This is a genomic window from Paenibacillus sp. VTT E-133291, from assembly GCF_002264395.1.
Lineage (GTDB): Bacteria > Bacillota > Bacilli > Paenibacillales > Paenibacillaceae > Paenibacillus_AQ > Paenibacillus_AQ nitricinens.
This window is the reverse complement of the sequence record NZ_NFVA01000034.1, coordinates 14,516-31,106: the sequence shown is the minus strand read 5'-3', so window position 1 is coordinate 31,106 and position 16,591 is coordinate 14,516. Positions and strand designations below refer to the sequence as shown.

13 protein-coding genes are annotated in these 16,591 nt (G+C 42.9%); 11 read left to right on the top strand and 2 right to left on the bottom strand.

Going from position 1 to position 16,591, the window contains the following annotated elements:
• The first annotated feature begins 7 nt into the window (after positions 1–7).
• The 9 genes from CA598_RS15125 (at position 8) to CA598_RS15085 (ending at position 12,011) form a co-directional block, all read left to right on the top strand.
• Positions 8–2,263 (top strand): McrB family protein, encoded by a 2,256-nt coding sequence (locus CA598_RS15125; RefSeq protein ID WP_094877045.1) that lies wholly within the window; start codon positions 8–10, stop codon positions 2,261–2,263.
• On the top strand, positions 2,235–4,649 hold the full coding sequence (locus CA598_RS15120; protein WP_094877044.1) for a restriction endonuclease-like protein: 2,415 nt from the start codon (positions 2,235–2,237) through the stop codon (positions 4,647–4,649). The genes CA598_RS15125 and CA598_RS15120 overlap by 29 nt, the downstream gene beginning before the upstream one ends.
• Before the next feature lie 557 nt (positions 4,650–5,206).
• Entirely contained in the window at positions 5,207–5,785 is a 579-nt protein-coding gene (locus CA598_RS15115) for a sigma-70 family RNA polymerase sigma factor (protein WP_094877043.1), read from the top strand.
• Entirely contained in the window at positions 5,778–6,629 is an 852-nt protein-coding gene (locus CA598_RS15110; protein WP_179283676.1) for a hypothetical protein, read from the top strand. Before CA598_RS15115 ends, CA598_RS15110 begins: the two co-directional genes overlap by 8 nt.
• Positions 6,630–6,850: 221 nt before the next feature.
• Complete coding sequence (locus tag CA598_RS15105; RefSeq protein WP_094877042.1) at positions 6,851–7,963, top strand: helix-turn-helix domain-containing protein; 1,113 nt, start codon at positions 6,851–6,853, stop codon at positions 7,961–7,963.
• Positions 7,964–8,075: 112 nt separating this feature from the next.
• Positions 8,076–9,092 carry an ABC transporter substrate-binding protein gene (locus CA598_RS15100; RefSeq protein WP_094877041.1) on the top strand — a complete coding sequence of 339 codons (1,017 nt, stop codon included), beginning with the start codon at positions 8,076–8,078 and terminating at the stop codon, positions 9,090–9,092.
• The gene (locus CA598_RS15095) at positions 9,089–9,910 is read left to right on the top strand and encodes an alpha/beta hydrolase (protein ID WP_094877040.1); all 822 of its coding nucleotides are present in this window, start codon (positions 9,089–9,091) and stop codon (positions 9,908–9,910) included. Before CA598_RS15100 ends, CA598_RS15095 begins: the two co-directional genes overlap by 4 nt.
• Positions 9,911–9,978: 68 nt before the next feature.
• The gene (locus tag CA598_RS15090) at positions 9,979–11,025 is read left to right on the top strand and encodes a FecCD family ABC transporter permease (protein ID WP_094877039.1); all 1,047 of its coding nucleotides are present in this window, start codon (positions 9,979–9,981) and stop codon (positions 11,023–11,025) included.
• On the top strand, positions 11,025–12,011 hold the full coding sequence (locus CA598_RS15085; protein ID WP_179283675.1) for a FecCD family ABC transporter permease: 987 nt from the start codon (positions 11,025–11,027) through the stop codon (positions 12,009–12,011). Before CA598_RS15090 ends, CA598_RS15085 begins: the two co-directional genes overlap by 1 nt.
• A gap of 79 nt (positions 12,012–12,090) precedes the next feature.
• On the opposite strand, the gene CA598_RS15080 is transcribed toward CA598_RS15085, so the two are convergent.
• Positions 12,091–12,630: a PadR family transcriptional regulator gene (locus tag CA598_RS15080; RefSeq protein ID WP_094877037.1), complete on the bottom strand. Its 540-nt coding sequence runs from the start codon at positions 12,628–12,630 to the stop codon at positions 12,091–12,093.
• A gap of 46 nt (positions 12,631–12,676) precedes the next feature.
• Entirely contained in the window at positions 12,677–13,864 is a 1,188-nt protein-coding gene (locus CA598_RS15075) for a YhgE/Pip domain-containing protein (RefSeq protein ID WP_094877036.1), read from the bottom strand.
• Positions 13,865–14,033: 169 nt separating this feature from the next.
• Between CA598_RS15075 and CA598_RS15070 the strand changes: the two genes are divergently transcribed.
• Positions 14,034–15,155, top strand: a complete 1,122-nt coding sequence (locus tag CA598_RS15070; RefSeq protein WP_094877035.1) for an NAD(P)/FAD-dependent oxidoreductase — start codon at positions 14,034–14,036, stop codon at positions 15,153–15,155.
• A 117-nt stretch (positions 15,156–15,272) separates the two neighbouring features.
• On the top strand, positions 15,273–16,439 hold the full coding sequence (locus CA598_RS15065; protein WP_094877034.1) for a DUF4317 domain-containing protein: 1,167 nt from the start codon (positions 15,273–15,275) through the stop codon (positions 16,437–16,439).
• Positions 16,440–16,591 lie beyond the last annotated feature (152 nt).

Sequence of the window (16,591 nt, the reverse complement as noted above, 5' to 3'; positions counted from 1 at the left end):
GATCAACATGTCATTACCAGAATCTATTACTCAAATTTTTAGAAGAAAACAAAAATCATACAAGATGGTGCTAATCTTATCTTTAATTGAAGAGCTGAAGACTACTGATCAAGAGAGAGTTTCTTATGATAAAGTGAAGAATCGATTTCTTAATTACTATATGCAGCAACAAGATCTTGGGCATAGAGTAGATGAGACACCTACTCGCTATCACGCCCGATGGAATGAGATAACGAAAGGGCAGCTGAATTCTATATTAACGACACCAGTTAAAATTCTTTCAGAGGTTATATTTGTTGATACAGAAGATAATTCAATTGGTTTTTACCCGGAGGTAAAGTATCAACTCGGCGAGTCTGGCCTACACCAGTTGGAGAACCTAGCAAAAGAAGAAATACATAAGTATAATACTGCAATGCAACATTTTTCGCTGAAAAATCACCTGGAGAATATTATGGCCCAATATGGTCAGGCCAAAAGAGAACCCTTTAAAGATCATTTATTGGGCACTTTATTGAGAAAGACGATTCCTGCTGAATTAAGGGCTTTGCCTTTCCTGAATGAGGAGTACTATAAGATTCAAGGCTCCATTGGACAGGGGAAATGGGCCGATGTGCCTTGGTTTTCTATATTAGATAAACGCATTACTAGAACCACTCAAAGCGGTGAATATGTCGTCTATCTTTTTGCCGAAAATATGAGTGCCGTGTATCTAACACTTGCCCAAGGAGTAACAACTGCTCCGAAGGAGAAGGGTAGCAAGGATAAGTATGCCTATCTACGCAATAAAACCCAAGAAATACGTGAGCTCATTCCTCTCGCAAATATGAATAAGGACGAAAACATTCAGCTCCTGGGCCACGGTCGAGGGAATGATTATCAGGCATCTACAGTCGCTTATATAAAATATGAACGTGGTAAAGTGCCGTCGGATGAGAAATTGATACAGGATCTACAGAACGTAATGGAAGATTATCGAATCTATGTTGAAAATCACATACTTAATGAAACGGCAAGCACCTTGGAGGTAGAGCCAGTGACAGAGTATATGGAATCGGTACCTGAGCCAATTGACGACGCCGAAATCCCCTCTATCCTCCACCAAATCCAATCCTACATCCGCCGCAAAGGCTTCTTCTTCCCTGAGCACCTTATCGAGAACTTTTACCTCTCGCTAAAGACTAAGCCTTTTGTCATCCTAGCGGGGATATCGGGCACGGGGAAGACTCGGTTGGTGAAGCTGTTTGCAGAGGCTCTTGGTGCAACAGGGAATAATGGCCAGTTTACCTTGATCCCAGTGCGCCCGGATTGGAGTGATCCTGCGGATCTGCTGGGGTACAAGGATCTTTCGGGCAGGTTCAAACCGGGTCCGCTTACGGAAGTGTTAGTAGAGGCGCGGAAACCGGAGAATCAGCATAAGCCTTATTTTATCTGCCTAGATGAGATGAATCTGGCTCGGGTAGAGCATTATTTCAGTGATCTGCTAAGTGTGCTGGAAACACAGGACTGGCAGGAGGGGAAGATCCAGACACAGGATCTCATATCTTCTACCATGCTGGATACGTCTGAGGATCAAGTGAAGTTTGGCAGCCTTGGTATTCCCGAGAATGTGTTCTTAATCGGGACTGTGAATATGGATGAAACGACACATCCTTTTAGCAAAAAGGTACTGGACCGAGCTAACACATTAGAATTTAATTACATTAATCTGCAACAGTATCCGGATTTGGGTGAGCAGGTAGAGACCAATGATAACTCTGACGCTGCCGAACTGAATCATCTTTTTCTGCGCTCCGATTATTTGCAGCTAGTGGATGCCTATGATACCAACAAAGAGCTTATTGTACGGACGACAGAGAGATTGGTTAAGATCAATGCTTTGCTTGAGGATATTCACGCTCATGTGGGTTTTCGGGTGCGGGATGCGATTTGCTTCTATATGATCTATAACGAACGGTACAAGCTGATGAGTGAGGAAGAAGCTTTTGACTGGCAACTGCTGCAAAAGATACTGCCGCGCATTCAAGGGAGCCATTCTTCGGTTCGCCGGGTATTATTGAACTTGATGAAAGGGGCTCTTGGTACCGGATCTGGTGTTACAGTGGACTTGCCAGCTTTTATGGATGAGGCTACTCCGCTGTATATGAGATGGGCTGCTGGCCAAACTCCACCTACGGCTAAACATCCACAAAGTGCGCGTAAATTGGCTTTTATGCTTAGGAGGCTGGAGGAAGATGGATTCACCTCATACTGGCTCTCTTAATCAGACGGTAGAATTGCTCCGTGTAGAAACGGAGCTTTTTACGCTTTTTCTTCAAGGAAGGCCATATCATCCTACTGTGGAGACCTTGCAGCTTCATCGTTCTTCTAGTCAGGAGTGGGTGAATGCTCAGCTTGGGATTACATGCTCCGAACGGCTTGGTAATGTTCAGATTAAAGTGTTTTCCCCTGAAGCTCACGGGATGGTGGACTGGCAGCCGGGGGAGTCTGTTTTCCCTTGTTTTTATGAGACACAATCGTACGAGCTGGTGATTCAGAGGAAGACCGCTGCTAACCTCTCTTTTTATCATGACAATGTGCTGCTTCGGCAGGCAATTAAGCCCCTAGGTGAGTCTATTCTTGCGGGTATGCTGAACTTTGGGAATGAGGTCGGTTTGACGGAATGGGAGATCCGCAGTTCGGGACAGGCTTTGCTGCGGGTAGAAATGGAGATCTTCCCCTCTAAAATGGATTACAAGCTGGATTACCAGAATATTTTGAATGAAGTGAATGAGCAGATTTATAATTTGGCTTTTGATTTTTTGCGCAAAACCTACCAACTAACAGGTTTGCGGGAGACGCAGCATCAGAGCCTGACGGAGTTTTTTACCATTCTACAGCATGTGTTTAGACAGCTCTTGGATGCCGTTGAGCGGATTAACAAGAATCCCCATTACGCTCTGCTTCAGGACCGCCGACTAGTCGACGCCAATCGGGTCAAAAAGGCCGGAAGAGAGAACATCCGCGAGCTCGCGAAGCATCCCGAACGATTAAGAGAAGACATGAACCATGGATTCTTGACCATCGGCAGCCGAAATTACACAGCCACACATTTAATGGAGACACGAAGACGCCTCGCCTATGATACTAATGAGAACAGGTTCATCCGCTGGATGCTGGAACGCATTCATGGAAAGCTGAAAGAGCTCAAGGGTCGCTGGAAGATTAAAAACCGAACCCCAGATCCATTACTTATAAAAAGGTTAGATACCATGCTCACTCAGCTAGAGCGGGTGCTCAAGATGGATTTCTTGCGTGAGGCTGGAGTGTTGAAGCAGATGTCCGTTACGCTGGTGCTGCAGATGGCCCCAGGATACCGCGAAGTCTATCGCTGTTATCTAATGCTGCTTAAAGGCCTGTCGATCCAAGGTGACCTGCTTCGCTTATCCATGAAGGATGTTGCTCAGCTCTATGAGTACTGGTGTTTCTTAAAGCTGAATCAGCTCCTGGGGCAGAAGTATAAACTGGTGAAGCAGGATATTATTAAGGTGAATCGGAACGGTATTTTTGTTACACTTGACCGCTCGCAGAGCGCTAAGATGGTGTACGAGAATCCAGTTAACGGAGAGCAGTTCATCCTGTATTATAATGCGATTCCTAGCTCGGATAAGACACCGACGCTCAATCAGCGTCCGGATAATGTACTGACACTTAAGAAGAAGGATGCTGGCAAAATCAAAGAGTATAAGTATGTTTTTGATGCCAAATACCGGTTAAATCCGGCTTATGAAGGCACTTCCTATCATGGGACTTATAGACAGCCTGGGCCTGAAGAGGATGACATTAACACGATGCACCGCTACCGGGACGCCATTGTGTATCAGGAGAAAGGCTCGGGAGAATATGAGCGAAGTATGTTTGGCGCCTATGTGTTATTTCCCTATCCGGATGAGGAGCGGTATAAGACCCACCAATTCTACAAAAGCATTGAGTTATTGAATATTGGTGCTTTGCCATTCCTACCGAATTCTACAAGCCTGGTGGAGCAATTCTTAGATGAGATTATTCAGGATAGTCCGGAAAAAGCTTATGAACGATCTACTCGTCCACGCGGTACGAAAGAATACTATGCCAACCAACTCGCTGGTAAAAATGTGCTTGTTGGTTCTGTCCGGGGACCTGAGCAGGTGGAGGTGGCGAGACAGCATTCTTTTTACCATGTACCTTTAAAGAACCTTTCGGACGTAAAAATCCTCACCCAGATCGAGTATGTAGCGATGTGCCAATCCCGCAAAAAGTTCATTGATTCTGCAAAAACGGGGATTCACTGGGTAGGGAAAGTAGCGGATTGGAAGGTGCTGCGGCGTAATGAGATTAAAGAGATTCCTTATCGCCCGGGTACTGAAGAAGAGCTGTATGTACGTTTTACGGTTGAGGAATGGAAGAGTTTAACCGCTCCCATCACACTAGGAGGACAAGGGATCTACACGGTGCTTTATACGAGCAAGTACATCCTGGACCGGGCCTTAGAAATCGCAGAGCTCCGTCTAGAAACGGAGGAAGAGCTTCGTGAATGGCGTGAGAAGCGCCGAAAGGGCAGAGTAAAGGTGAAGGTGGATCATGAGGAGTATGTGGACTTAGGTAAGGTTGTGGAAGTTCGGAATATTTAAAGTTAGTGAAAATGAAGTAAGGTTATTTCCCTGCCAATCTATCAAGCTTCCCGCTGGGTAATGGCAGGATTTTTTATATTGGTCAGATACAAAACATCTGGCTAATAGACAATGCTTATAATGAACATGTTATGATAACAGTTATATAGAAAGAGATCATCTAGAAGGAGATCATCTAGAAAAGCTTACGGACGCACCGGATGTACAAGTTGTTTTGTATTGATTCTGAAAGTCTTGAAGTACATAAATTATGAAATCATTGAATTGAAACGTTGAAATTCCCCCTTCACACACATATATTCACCCCGCAACTCAAGTATCGCCGCTCAGTTCAGTCCCTTATCCCGCAAATTCAGCTCGTAGTTGTTTCAATCAATTTTGAAAGAATGTTGAACGAACGCCTCTGTTTCACTCCACTTTTCATCTCCCCCCCACAATCATCAAAACATTTGTTAATGGTTTGGGCTTTTCTACGTATTAACTTATGTAAGTTTCTTCACAACAAATTGCGCAATTTGTTTAGCTATTGATGAAGGGGAGGTGGAAGGAGGGTGGAGATGGAGGTTATCCAGGGTACTGTGGACCGTTATAAGAATTTAGAAAGATCACGCGATGCCATCATGTCAAAAGAGGAATTTACTCGGATGTATGATACGTATTACAAACGTGTTTACAAATATATTAGCTATCGTATTAATAACCACCACGTGTCGGAGGACATTTGCAGTCAGGTGTTTGAGACGGTGATGTGTAAGTATTATAGCTTTTCAGAAGAAAAATCGAATTTTGAGGTTTGGTTGTTTGCCATTGTAAGGAACGCTGTGACGGATTACTTCCGGGGGCAGAAGAAAAGAAGCTACACCTCACTAGATTCTTTGCTGGAGCTCATATTTCCCAAGCCGTCTCCGGAGGAATTGGCGATTCGTGAGGATAATAATCAAGCACTGTTTAAGGCGCTCTCCAAGCTGCGTGAGAAGGAACGTAATATCATTGCCATGAAATATGGGGCTGGACTGAAAAATTCCGAAGTCGCACAGATCATGGGTGTCAGTGAGTCTAATATTGGCGTCGTTTTGCATAGAAGTCTGAAAAAACTGCATATTTCCTTAAAAGCAGGAGGATTCAACCATGAATAAGAAAAATGATCTCAACGAATTCAGCAAGACCATAGAGCTGTTTGAGAATGTTGAACAGGATAACACTGCCGCCAAAGAAAGAATTTATAACCGTTTAGTATACAAGTTGGACCATGGAGCTCTTGAACCCAAATCAGAGAAAAAGGACGGGATAACGATGAAAAAAAGTAGCTGGAGAAATGCAATAGTGATTGGCAGTGCAGTAATTTGTGTGGGTGGCGCATTCTCTGCAACCTCCTATGCACAGGATATGTTCCAGTCGATCATGGCAAAGTTTGAAGTGGGAAATCTCGAAATCACGCAATATGATAAGGAGATTCCCCAAGCTGGACAGTCAATGACTTCATCTGAAGAGGGGAAAGGCGGGGAGAATGTTGCCATTGAATTGCCGGTTGCGGCCAAGTTGACCCTGGATGAAGCACGTGCAGAGCTTGGAATGAACTTTCCGGCACCAACCTGGATGGCAGACTATGAGTTTGTGAATGTTGTTCTTCAGGGAACCAGCATGGCTGAAGTGCAGTATAACTCCGGGGATAAAGCTGTTAATTTTCTAATCTCCAAGGGCGGCGACAATGGGATCAGCACTACGGAAGAAGTGAAAACAGAAGTAATCAACGGAACTAAGGTCTATTTTGCTAATGGAATTGTGATTTGGGAACAAGAGGGCTTTACTGTAGAACTGTATGCTCAAGAAGACTTTGACCAAGCCACACTTGGGAAGATCATCGACAGTTTCAGCATCGGTGCTCCTGTGAAGACCTTAGGGACTGAAGAAGTGAAAGAGAACTTGCAGAAGAATGAAGGCGTAGTTGCGGCTCCAGCTCCAGCTGTAGATTCCAAATAAATGGCCTACTTAGGGTAGTAGATGCCCATAGATACACATAAAGAAGGCGCGAGGGGATTTCCCTTAGCGTCTTTTTTTACGAGGCTATACACATCCCAACCATTGCTAGCTTCCCAAAACAAAAGTATAATTGAGAATAATTATCAATTGGTGCGTCAACCAGCGTATGAATAAGCGTATGAATCAAACTGTATTTATATAAGCAGTAAAGAGGTGACAGCATGCAAAGGCAATCTCAAAAAACAGATTTAAGCGAGGTTAAAAAATACATAGAAGAGAATTTCACGAAGCCTTTGTCATTATCCCATTTAGCTGATCTTACTGGCCTTAGCTCCAGTTATTTTTCCTCAGCGTTCAAACAGGAATACATACAAAGTCCAATGGAGTTTGTTACGCAGCTACGGATTCAAAAGGCTAAACAATTATTGCAGCAAGATGACGTTCGTTTGAAGTTTGTAGCAGAGGCTGTTGGATATAGTGATGAGTTTTATTTTAGTCGAGTGTTCAAAAAGGTTGAAGGGATATCTCCAACGATGTATACCAGCCAGCAAAAATCTCATATCGGTGTTGTAACTGGGAATATGATGGGGTATCTATATGCGGCGGGAATTATCCCTTTTGCGGCGCCCCTAAGCGCCAAATGGACACCTTATTACTATAATTTGTGGTCGCAAGACATCGAACATAAGGTAATCTTGACCCAAAATAAAAATTATTGCAGCCCAAATGAGCTATTGCATTTGCCACTCGATCTTCTTATTTCTCCAAAAGATTTATCGTCAGAGCTGGTAAAACAGATAGAGGATCATTTCCCCATCTATTGGCTGGATGATAAACAAGATTGCTTAATAGCATTAACTGAACTTGCTGCCCGATTAAATAAACAAGAAGAAGCGAAGCAGTGGATCACACAATATAGATCAAGATTGGAAGAGGTTCGTCGCGGATTAGCCTGGACCTCTACACCACCTAAAGTGCTAGTTATACGTATCTATCAGCAGCAAATCTTTGCTTATTGCAATACAGGTATACAGCATCTTTTATTTCAGGATTTGGGAGCGGTATCAAGTTATGAACAGCCTGGTGTATATAATGCCGAGATTTCTTTTGAAGAGCTAGGTACTTTGAAGGTAGATAAGCTGTTTACGATTATATGCCCTGATGATGAGTCACGAGCAACATGGCATCATTTGCAGAGAGATTCAGGATTCAAGCTGTTAGAGGCTATAGAGCGGCAACAAATCTATGTTATTCATTCCGATCCTTGGTTTGAATATTCCCCTGTCGCTTTAAAGCGAATGCTAGAGGAAGTCGCAGTGATGATGATACCTTGAAAATGTACATGTGGAATCATAAGATGTTACATGGTCAACCGATCCTATCTCTTATAAACTCAATACTGAGAATGATTATTATTGAGAACATAGGAAAGAGGGAAGGTCAATCATGAAGGGGTTTAAGACAAAAATAATAAGTTATGTTGTAATGGTTGGTTTATTATCCATTCTACTAACAGCTTGTGGCAGTAATAATGCGGCTAATTCACAAGCAACAGATACTCCAGCAACAACTAGTGAAGCGAGCGCAACTGCAACGGATGCACCGGCTGTACAAGAAACGGAAGTCGCAGCTAGAGAAGCGTTTGTGGTGACTGACCAAGTAGGCAATACAGTAAACATTCCCGGAACGGTACAGAAGGTGTATGCACCTGGATTAGAGGATTACCTAGTTACGCTTGGCGTAACCCCAGTAGCGCAATGGTCCACGGGTGAAAGACCGCAGCAATATCTACAGGATACGTTAAGTGGTGTAGAAGAAATCAGCTTCGCTAATGGTATTCCCTCTCCAGAATCTGTAGTGGATTTGGAGCCGGAATTAATTATATTCCCAACGGCCTTTTATGCACAAAATGGTGTCTATGAAAACTATTCGCAAATTGCTCCAACTTACGTGTTTAAGAATGCACTGGGTAACGTAGTGGAAGCCACAGAAACGATTGCCAAACTGCTAGGATTAGAAGATAAGGCTACAGATGCTATTGCTGCTTATAATAAAAAGTTAGAAGAGACTAAAGCACAGTTAGCTAGCGTTTCTGCCGGTAAAAAAGCGATTTATATTAATGCGAATGCCCGGGCAATCTTTCTGGTGGGTAACTTCCATTACGGGGGTTATGTGCTGAGTGAGCTGGGATTTGCTCAAAGTTCTCTTGTAGAAGGTGAAATGTCTGCTGATATTTCGCTGGAAATGCTGTCTGATTTAGATGCTGATTATATCTTTATTAATGATAATGATGGTCTCGGAGATGCCTTCCTGGCAGACATTAAAGCTAGTCCCTTATGGAAGGCACTGCCTGCAGTTCAAGCGGGTAAAGTATTCGAGGTGGATGGCGATCACTGGAGATCCAGCGGATTAATTGCTTATCAAAAGACGATGGACGATATCGTGGCGTTCCTGAAGCCATGATCATCAAACCGTACGTAAAGCCCAACTATGAAACGATGCTGATTACGAGTGAAGCTAATCATAAGGACTATGAGATTTTTATTGCACTACCTTTGGATGAACCTGCGCAGGGTGGCTATGGTGTTATTTATGTGCTAGATGGTAATGGACTATTTGAGACCGCTGCTGAAATCACTCGGTTGCTGACGCGTAAGCCTAAAGGCTATCCACCCGCGATTGTTGTAGGCATTGGTTATCCTGGTGGTGAGGCCTTTGATACGGTGCGGCGAACCTATGATTTAACGATGCCAGCCGAGCTTGCGAATTTACCGAAGCGTCCGAACGGGGAGCCTTGGCCAGAGTTTGGCGGGGCAGATGAGCTGCTTGCTTTTTTTGAACAAGAGTTAATGCCAGCCATTGCCCAGCGGTTCGATATCCATAAGCACAAGCAAGCGTTGTTTGGTCATTCCTTTGGCGGATTATTCGTTCTGCATGCTTTGTTTACACAATCCACCTTGTTTTCACATTATATTGCAAGCAGTGCTTCCATCTGGTGGAATGATTACGGACTGTTACATGAGTATGAGAAATTTAAAGCTGAGTTGCACAGCAATACGTTAAATCAACTACCTAAAACGCTAATGATAGTCGGTGGAGATGAGCTTGATTATATGGTCAAGGATAGCTTGGATTTATGTAACAGCATGATGTCGTTAGACATTCCAAGCTTCGAAGTAAGCTGGGCATTGCTTGAGCAAGAGGAGCATGTAAGTGTAATCTCTGCTGCGATTAGTCGAGCCGTTAAATTTATGCTTACAACAACCTCTGACTTGCGTTAGACAATCATATTCGTTTGCATCTGAGCTAGCCCCTTGGCTGGCTCTTTTTGTAAAGGGAAGGGAAAGGGATGGAAACATTGTCTTTGAACTCGAATGTTCAGAAATCATCACTACCAGTAGAAAAAAAGCTTTCCTTTTTTGTGTTGCTGATCTTCATGCTAGTTCTATTAATAGGCGTATTAGTACTTGCTATGGCACTAGGAGCGAAAAAAATACCCTTTGCAGATGTATTCCTATCGATTTTTGCTTTTGATGATACAGCTTCTACGCATCAGGTGATCCAGTCCATTCGTTTACCCCGGGTACTTGCCGCTATGGCTACAGGTGCTGGATTTGCCGTAAGTGGAGCAATTATTCAAGGGGTTAGCCGGAACCCTTTAGCGGATTCAGGTATTCTTGGATTAAATGCTGGGGCAGGTGTCACGTTAGTTATTGCAATGGTATTCCTGCCTACCCTTACATTTACAGGCACACTTTGGCTCTGTATCATAGGTGCGGGATTGGGAGCGGGTTTAGTATTTAGTGTGGGCCTATTAAGTAAACGAGGGTTGACGCCTATTCGACTTGTATTAGCGGGTGCTGCCATATCTGCTATGCTCACTGCTTTAAGTGAAGGAATAAGTATCTTTTTCTCAGTGGCACAGCAGGTGGCTTTTTGGTATGGAGGCGGTTTAAGTGGCATTAGTATGGCTCATTTGCAGCAGATGCTGCCTTGGATGCTTCTTGCTCTACTTCTTGCCATCGTGATTTCGAAGTCGATTACAATACTATCTGTAGGGGATGAGACAGCGGAAGGTTTAGGCGTTAATATTAAACTTATCAAGAATCTCGCGCTTTTATCAGCCTTTATGCTAGCTGGGATTTCATGTGCTTTAGCTGGATCTGTAAGCTTTGTTGGGTTAATGGCTCCTCATTTGGTTCGTTACTTCGTTGGTGTCGATTATCGTTATATTATTCCTCTATCCGCCGTTCTAGGGGCAATCCTTGTTGTACTTGCTGATTTAGTGGCACGGATTGTAAATGCCCCTTATGAAATTCCTGTTGGTGCTGTAATTGCTGTTATCGGTGTCCCGTTCTTTCTATTTTTGGCACGTAAAGAAAGGCGGGAGCTATAGTGAAGCTAAGCTGGAAATTTATAATCATAGCCATACTTTTACTTCTAGGTTTTATCTATAGTGTATCTACCGGTCAAAGCAGCTTAAGCTTACAAGAGTTATGGCAAACCCTATTAGGCAAGGGAACAACGAGGCAGGAGCTTGTACTTTTTCAGTTTCGTATTCCTCGAATGATCTTGGGTTTTCTAGTGGGTGGCGCGTTGGCGATAGCAGGAATGCTGCTACAAGCTATAAGTCGAAATGCATTAGCAGACCCAGGTATACTAGGGATAAATGCTGGTGCTGGATTATCCATGATGTTATTTTTACTTTTACAAAATAGCTCTACCGGTCTACATACTTATGTTCAGCCATTGTATGCTTTATTGGGCGGATTTATCGTTGTGGCCCTCTTATTTTTGCTGTCCTATGATCGCAATCAAGGCATTATTCCCATACGATTAATTTATACAGGCATTGCTATTGCGGCTGCCATTAGTGCCTTTATGATTGTGTTAACCTTCGTACTAGATCCTTCACAATATCAAATGATCAAGGTGTGGCTGGCAGGAAACATTGGGAATAGCAATTGGAATCATGTGTATGCTATGCTACCTTGGTTACTTATTATTGTGCCTTTATTAATTCGGAAACATCTTATATTGGATGTGTTAAGGCTTAACGATCCCGTAGTCATCAGCTTAGGGGTGTCTTTAAATAAATATCGTGTTTTGTTTCTAGTGTGTAGTGTCTTGTTGGCAGCACCAGCGGTTGCTGTGAGTGGTAGTATTGGATTTGTAGGACTGGTAGTTCCACATTTAGTTAGACGACTCTTTCGTGGCCATAAAATAATGATACCCGCATGCTTATTAATCGGAGGCGGATTAGTGGTTATTGCAGATGCGCTTGGTAAAATGGTCGTAGCCCATACGGAAATACCAGCAGGAGTGATCGTGGCTTTAATCGGCGCTCCTTACTTCTTATATTTATTAATTAAAAGTGAATAACTAAAAAAAAGCTATTGTGATTGATGCTGGAAATAAAAAAGGAATGCCTTGATTATGCTATAATCCAAGGCATTCTTTTTTATATCGTTTTCGTTTTCAGTTTTTCTAAAAGATCTTTCCACCAGTGAATAGATTGCTCTAGTTGAGAATCGTAGTAGCTTTCCATGAAATCTACGATTTCACGGGTGGAGCTATCTACCTCTATTTGATGGTAAATTTGATTTAATTGATCTTTTTTTATCAGTGACTGTTCTATCTTCTTCTCTATAATTGGGATCACTTTATCAGTGTCTACAAAACGAAGATTCACAAGAGCGACAATCATCTCTGAAATAGATTCTGCATTTTCTATTACCTTATAAATTTTAAGCGGGAGCTGCTTGCGCCCTTTATCAGTAATGGAAAACACCTGCTTGTCTGGGCGATGTTCTTCTTTGATAATCTCTACCTGTTCAACTAAGCCCTGTTTCGAAAGGGATTCAAAATGATAATATAGTTTGCTTTCAGATAGGTTTAGCAATTTATCAAAAGGAATAGGGGTGGAGAGTTCTTTTTTTAATTTATAAGGATAATTATTTTCATCCATTAACTTACTTAAGATATAAATTTGAATTGACATCACAGAACCCACTCCTAATTGTTGGCTAAACTCTATCTTACCAAACCTAAGCGGTTATTTCAGCTGTATTTTGAACTTCAACGGGCCGTATAGCTTCTTTAGTCACAGGGACAGGTTTATGAACAAACCGGACGATTACAATGTTAATCAACATAGCCCCGGCAAAGACGCCCGCTAATCCCCATAAGAAGGGTGCTGGACTAATTGAACCAAACATTTGTGCCAAATAAGCTTGTACAGAATAATACATCGGTGTGATGCGGCCGAACCAATCGTATGGTGTATACATCATATCACGAGGCATGGTAGCGCCATTGGCGATGGTTTGCATGAGCAGGATTGGAATATTAAAGATCATACCGCCTTCGCCAACGAGGAAGACCATAATTGCACACACGTTAAATGCAGCCATATACATTAGAATTTGCTGAGCAGCAACGGGTAACAGTAAGGATAGGTCTACATCAGCAATAGAGAAGGCAATGGCTAAAGCAGCGACTGTTGATAATACAGCGATTAATAAAGCTGTGAATTGAACGAAAATAAACAGCTTCGTCTTGCTTGCTTTCCCGCGGTTCGCTTTAAAAGAAGCAACTAATTGCATGGAGGCAATCATAGCCCCAACATAACCAGCCATAGTTAAGAACATAGGCAGCATGTTGTTGTGCATGCCGTCTGGAACATCATTGATGACAACATAATTCCCGACATAACTTTTTTCAATTTGTGTAGCCATTGCGGTTGCTTGTTCTTCTGGTACGTTAAAGTTCATTAACACACCTTTTGCGGTTTGCTCTGAGAAGTTCTCGCTTAATTGTTTGTTAATTTCTCCTACAACGGAAGACATAGCTGAAGATACCATGGTAGCAGAAGCTTCGTTGACTGTGAAATCAATACTTGCGGATACCTTACCGCTTTGAACGTTGGCGGAAAATTCTTCTGGAATATGGACAACTAGAGCTAATTTATTATGCTCTAATTCATCCATTGCCTCTTTATTCGATACATCAGTTTTTATCGTTTTGAATGGTAAGCTCTCCGAAAACTGACTCGAAATCTGAGCTCCATATTGACCTGCATCCTCATTGATGATAGCGATTTTTAAATCATCCATGTTCCCTGGAAGTGCTGTATACCCTGGTAAGAAAATACCAAGCATCGCAATGGCATAGAACACACCCATAAAAATAGAACCAATGGCCCCTTTGGACTTCAAAAACTGTGAAAACTTCAACTGTATACCTTCTTTCTACTGAATAACACTTTTATTTTAGTACTTCAATTAAAGTACTTTTAACTGAGTGAAATTTATAGTACGATAATTCATTAATAATGTCAAATTTAAGATACAATGGGGAAGTAGTGAGTGATTAAAAAAATGAATAACTGAAGGGACTTCGGACATGAACAAGGTTATTGTAATTGGTGCAGGGATATTAGGGGCTTCAGCAGCTTATCAGCTAATTAAGTTAGGTGCTGAGGTCATCATTATAGATCGTAAAGATGTTGGACAAGCAACGGATGCAGCCGCAGGGATTATTTGTCCATGGTTGTCTCAACGCAGAAACAAAGCATGGTATCGTCTTGCTAAAGCTGGAGCAAGCTTCTATCCAGCATTTATTCAGGAGCTTCAAGCGGCTGGAGAAGCCGAGACCGGATACGCAAAAGTAGGAGCGATATGTATTCATGAGGATTTGAAAAAATTACTCGCGATGAAAGAAAGAGCGGAGCTGCGCAGAGAGGATGCCCCTGAAATAGGGGAACTCACGATGCTGACGGATATTGAAGCACAAGAGAAGTTTCCCTTATTGTCGGAAGGTTATCATGCGCTTCATGTATCGGGTGCAGCAAGAGTGGATGGACGTGAATTGCGTGATGCTTTGCTAAGAGCGGCGCAGCGTAACGGTGCACAGATGATCGAGGGAGATGCTATCTTAGTGCATGATGATCATGAGATCAAAGGAGTTAGTGTAGGCGATCAGACCTTCACTGCGGATGAAGTGATAGTGTGCGCTGGGGCCTGGTCCAATGCTTTGCTTCATCCGCTGGGGATTATGCTCCAGGTGCGTTATCAAAAGGCTCAAATTATGCACTTGAAGCTTGCTCAACAAGCGGGTACAGAGCAATGGCCTGTGGTAATGCCGCCTACAGATCAATATATCCTTGCGTTTGCGGATCAAAATATCGTGGTAGGGGCTACTCACGAAAATGATGTCGCAGGTTATGATACCTCTGTAACCGCAGGTGGAATGCAAGAAATCCTAAATAAAGGTCTTCAAACCGCTTCCGGTCTTGCAGGTTGTAGCCTAAAGGAGATCAGAGTAGGGTTCCGTCCTTTTACTGCAGATTTTCTTCCCGTGCTTGGCAGGGTTCAAGGCTGGAATAAACTAATTGTTGCTAATGGACTAGGGGCATCCGGATTAACGATGGGACCTTTTCTTGGTGAGCAGCTAGCCAAGCTAGCCCTGAATCAGCAGGTGGATATTCAGCTTGAAGACTATGCATTAGAGCACGCGATAAATTGATTAGTCACGCACTTCCCTTAATAGAAACTTCTTAAGTTCAACTAATATAGCGAAGGTTTTTTTTATCCTTTATACTGAAGAGACCAATTTATCTTCCTAGGAGTTGTCTAACGAATCATGATGAAGAAAGAAGTCGCGCATATTCGCAAGCAATTTAAGCTCGATCACGATTTAATGAATATTTACGATATTCTCAATGTGTATATTATGAAGGAAAGCAACGAGATCTATCATTGGGAGCGCCTGCCGTTTGGAATGGTGGACAGAGAGAAGCAGGAGCTGTATATGGGTAATTTCAAAAAACTCTTGACCGGTGAACTGGATCAGAAATTGTTCGAGTTGAAGTTTCAGGCGGAAGCGGAGGAGCCAGCCCAGGTCATGCTTCACCAAGCTTTGGTGACAGGGGATCCAGATGAATGGCAGGACCTGATGCTGCTGTTGGTGGACAGAATGATGGCGGATACTCATTATGAACGCGATACGGTGATCACTTTCGTTCGCGGACAGTATTACCGCCCAACTAAAGATAGAAACGATGAAGCCGAGGAAAGTGAGAAAAACGAACTATTCGCGCATCCGTTTATTCTATGCAGCGTGAATTCCACGGAGAAGCAACGGAAGGCGCTCTTATTTGATTATGTGGAGCGGGAATTCAAGTACAATGTCATTGTGGATCCGATTGTTAAGTTAAGTACACCGGAGCAGGGTTTCTTTTACCCGAGTGTGACGGATAATTATTCCGATGTGAACCGCATTCTATATTGTACCGGAAAATCGAACTTTCCAGATCCGCATTTCATTGGGGATGTCTTAAATGCCGAAAGATCCGTGACGGCACTGGAAGAGAGAGCTATATTCGAAGACATCGTGAAGGAAGTGGCGGGTGAACAACTTGACGCGACCACCATAGCTCAGCTGTACGAGGAAATTAACCAAGTCATCGAAACCAACGACGATAAGGAAGAACCTCCGAAGCTCGATTATAGAGATGTGGAACGCGTGCTGAAGGTAAGTGGCATAGAAGATGTGACCGTGGAAAAAGTAGAACGGGCGTTTGAAACGATCGTTGACGATAAGCATTATGAGATGAAAGCGAGTAGCGTAATGCCGAAATTCACTACAAAATCGATTAAGATCGATACAAAGGTAGCTACGATTTCGGTCAGCCCGCAGGATTTAAAGTATGTGAAACAGGTGAATTATCATGGGAAACGCTGTATCTTGATTGAGGTTGACGAAGATGCGGTGATCGAAGGATTTACACTCACTACAGAAACGCTTTAGACTCTTTTAACAACGGGCTATCCTGAAAGTCTTTGATTAAGACTAGGGATAGCCCATTTTGTATTTATATCAGCTATACATTGAATGGAGTTGCCGTTGGTACTTAAAGATATAGTGGATATATTCTTTTGCACTAGTATTAATCTCTTTAT

Excerpts from the sequence above, each read along its gene's own strand:
- CA598_RS15080 (WP_094877037.1), bottom strand. The coding sequence starts at position 12,630 with ATGTCAATTCAAATTTATATCTTAAGTAAGTTAATGGATGAAAATAAT.
- CA598_RS15105 (WP_094877042.1), top strand. The coding sequence starts at position 6,851 with ATGCAAAGGCAATCTCAAAAAACAGATTTAAGCGAGGTTAAAAAATAC.
- CA598_RS15065 (WP_094877034.1), top strand. The coding sequence starts at position 15,273 with ATGATGAAGAAAGAAGTCGCGCATATTCGCAAGCAATTTAAGCTCGAT.
- CA598_RS15070 (WP_094877035.1), top strand. The coding sequence starts at position 14,034 with ATGAACAAGGTTATTGTAATTGGTGCAGGGATATTAGGGGCTTCAGCA.
- CA598_RS15090 (WP_094877039.1), top strand. The coding sequence starts at position 9,979 with ATGGAAACATTGTCTTTGAACTCGAATGTTCAGAAATCATCACTACCA.
- CA598_RS15120 (WP_094877044.1), top strand. The coding sequence starts at position 2,235 with ATGGATTCACCTCATACTGGCTCTCTTAATCAGACGGTAGAATTGCTC.
- CA598_RS15095 (WP_094877040.1), top strand. The coding sequence starts at position 9,089 with ATGATCATCAAACCGTACGTAAAGCCCAACTATGAAACGATGCTGATT.
- CA598_RS15100 (WP_094877041.1), top strand. The coding sequence starts at position 8,076 with ATGAAGGGGTTTAAGACAAAAATAATAAGTTATGTTGTAATGGTTGGT.
- CA598_RS15125 (WP_094877045.1), top strand. The coding sequence starts at position 8 with ATGTCATTACCAGAATCTATTACTCAAATTTTTAGAAGAAAACAAAAA.
- CA598_RS15110 (WP_179283676.1), top strand. The coding sequence starts at position 5,778 with ATGAATAAGAAAAATGATCTCAACGAATTCAGCAAGACCATAGAGCTG.
- CA598_RS15115 (WP_094877043.1), top strand. The coding sequence starts at position 5,207 with ATGGAGGTTATCCAGGGTACTGTGGACCGTTATAAGAATTTAGAAAGA.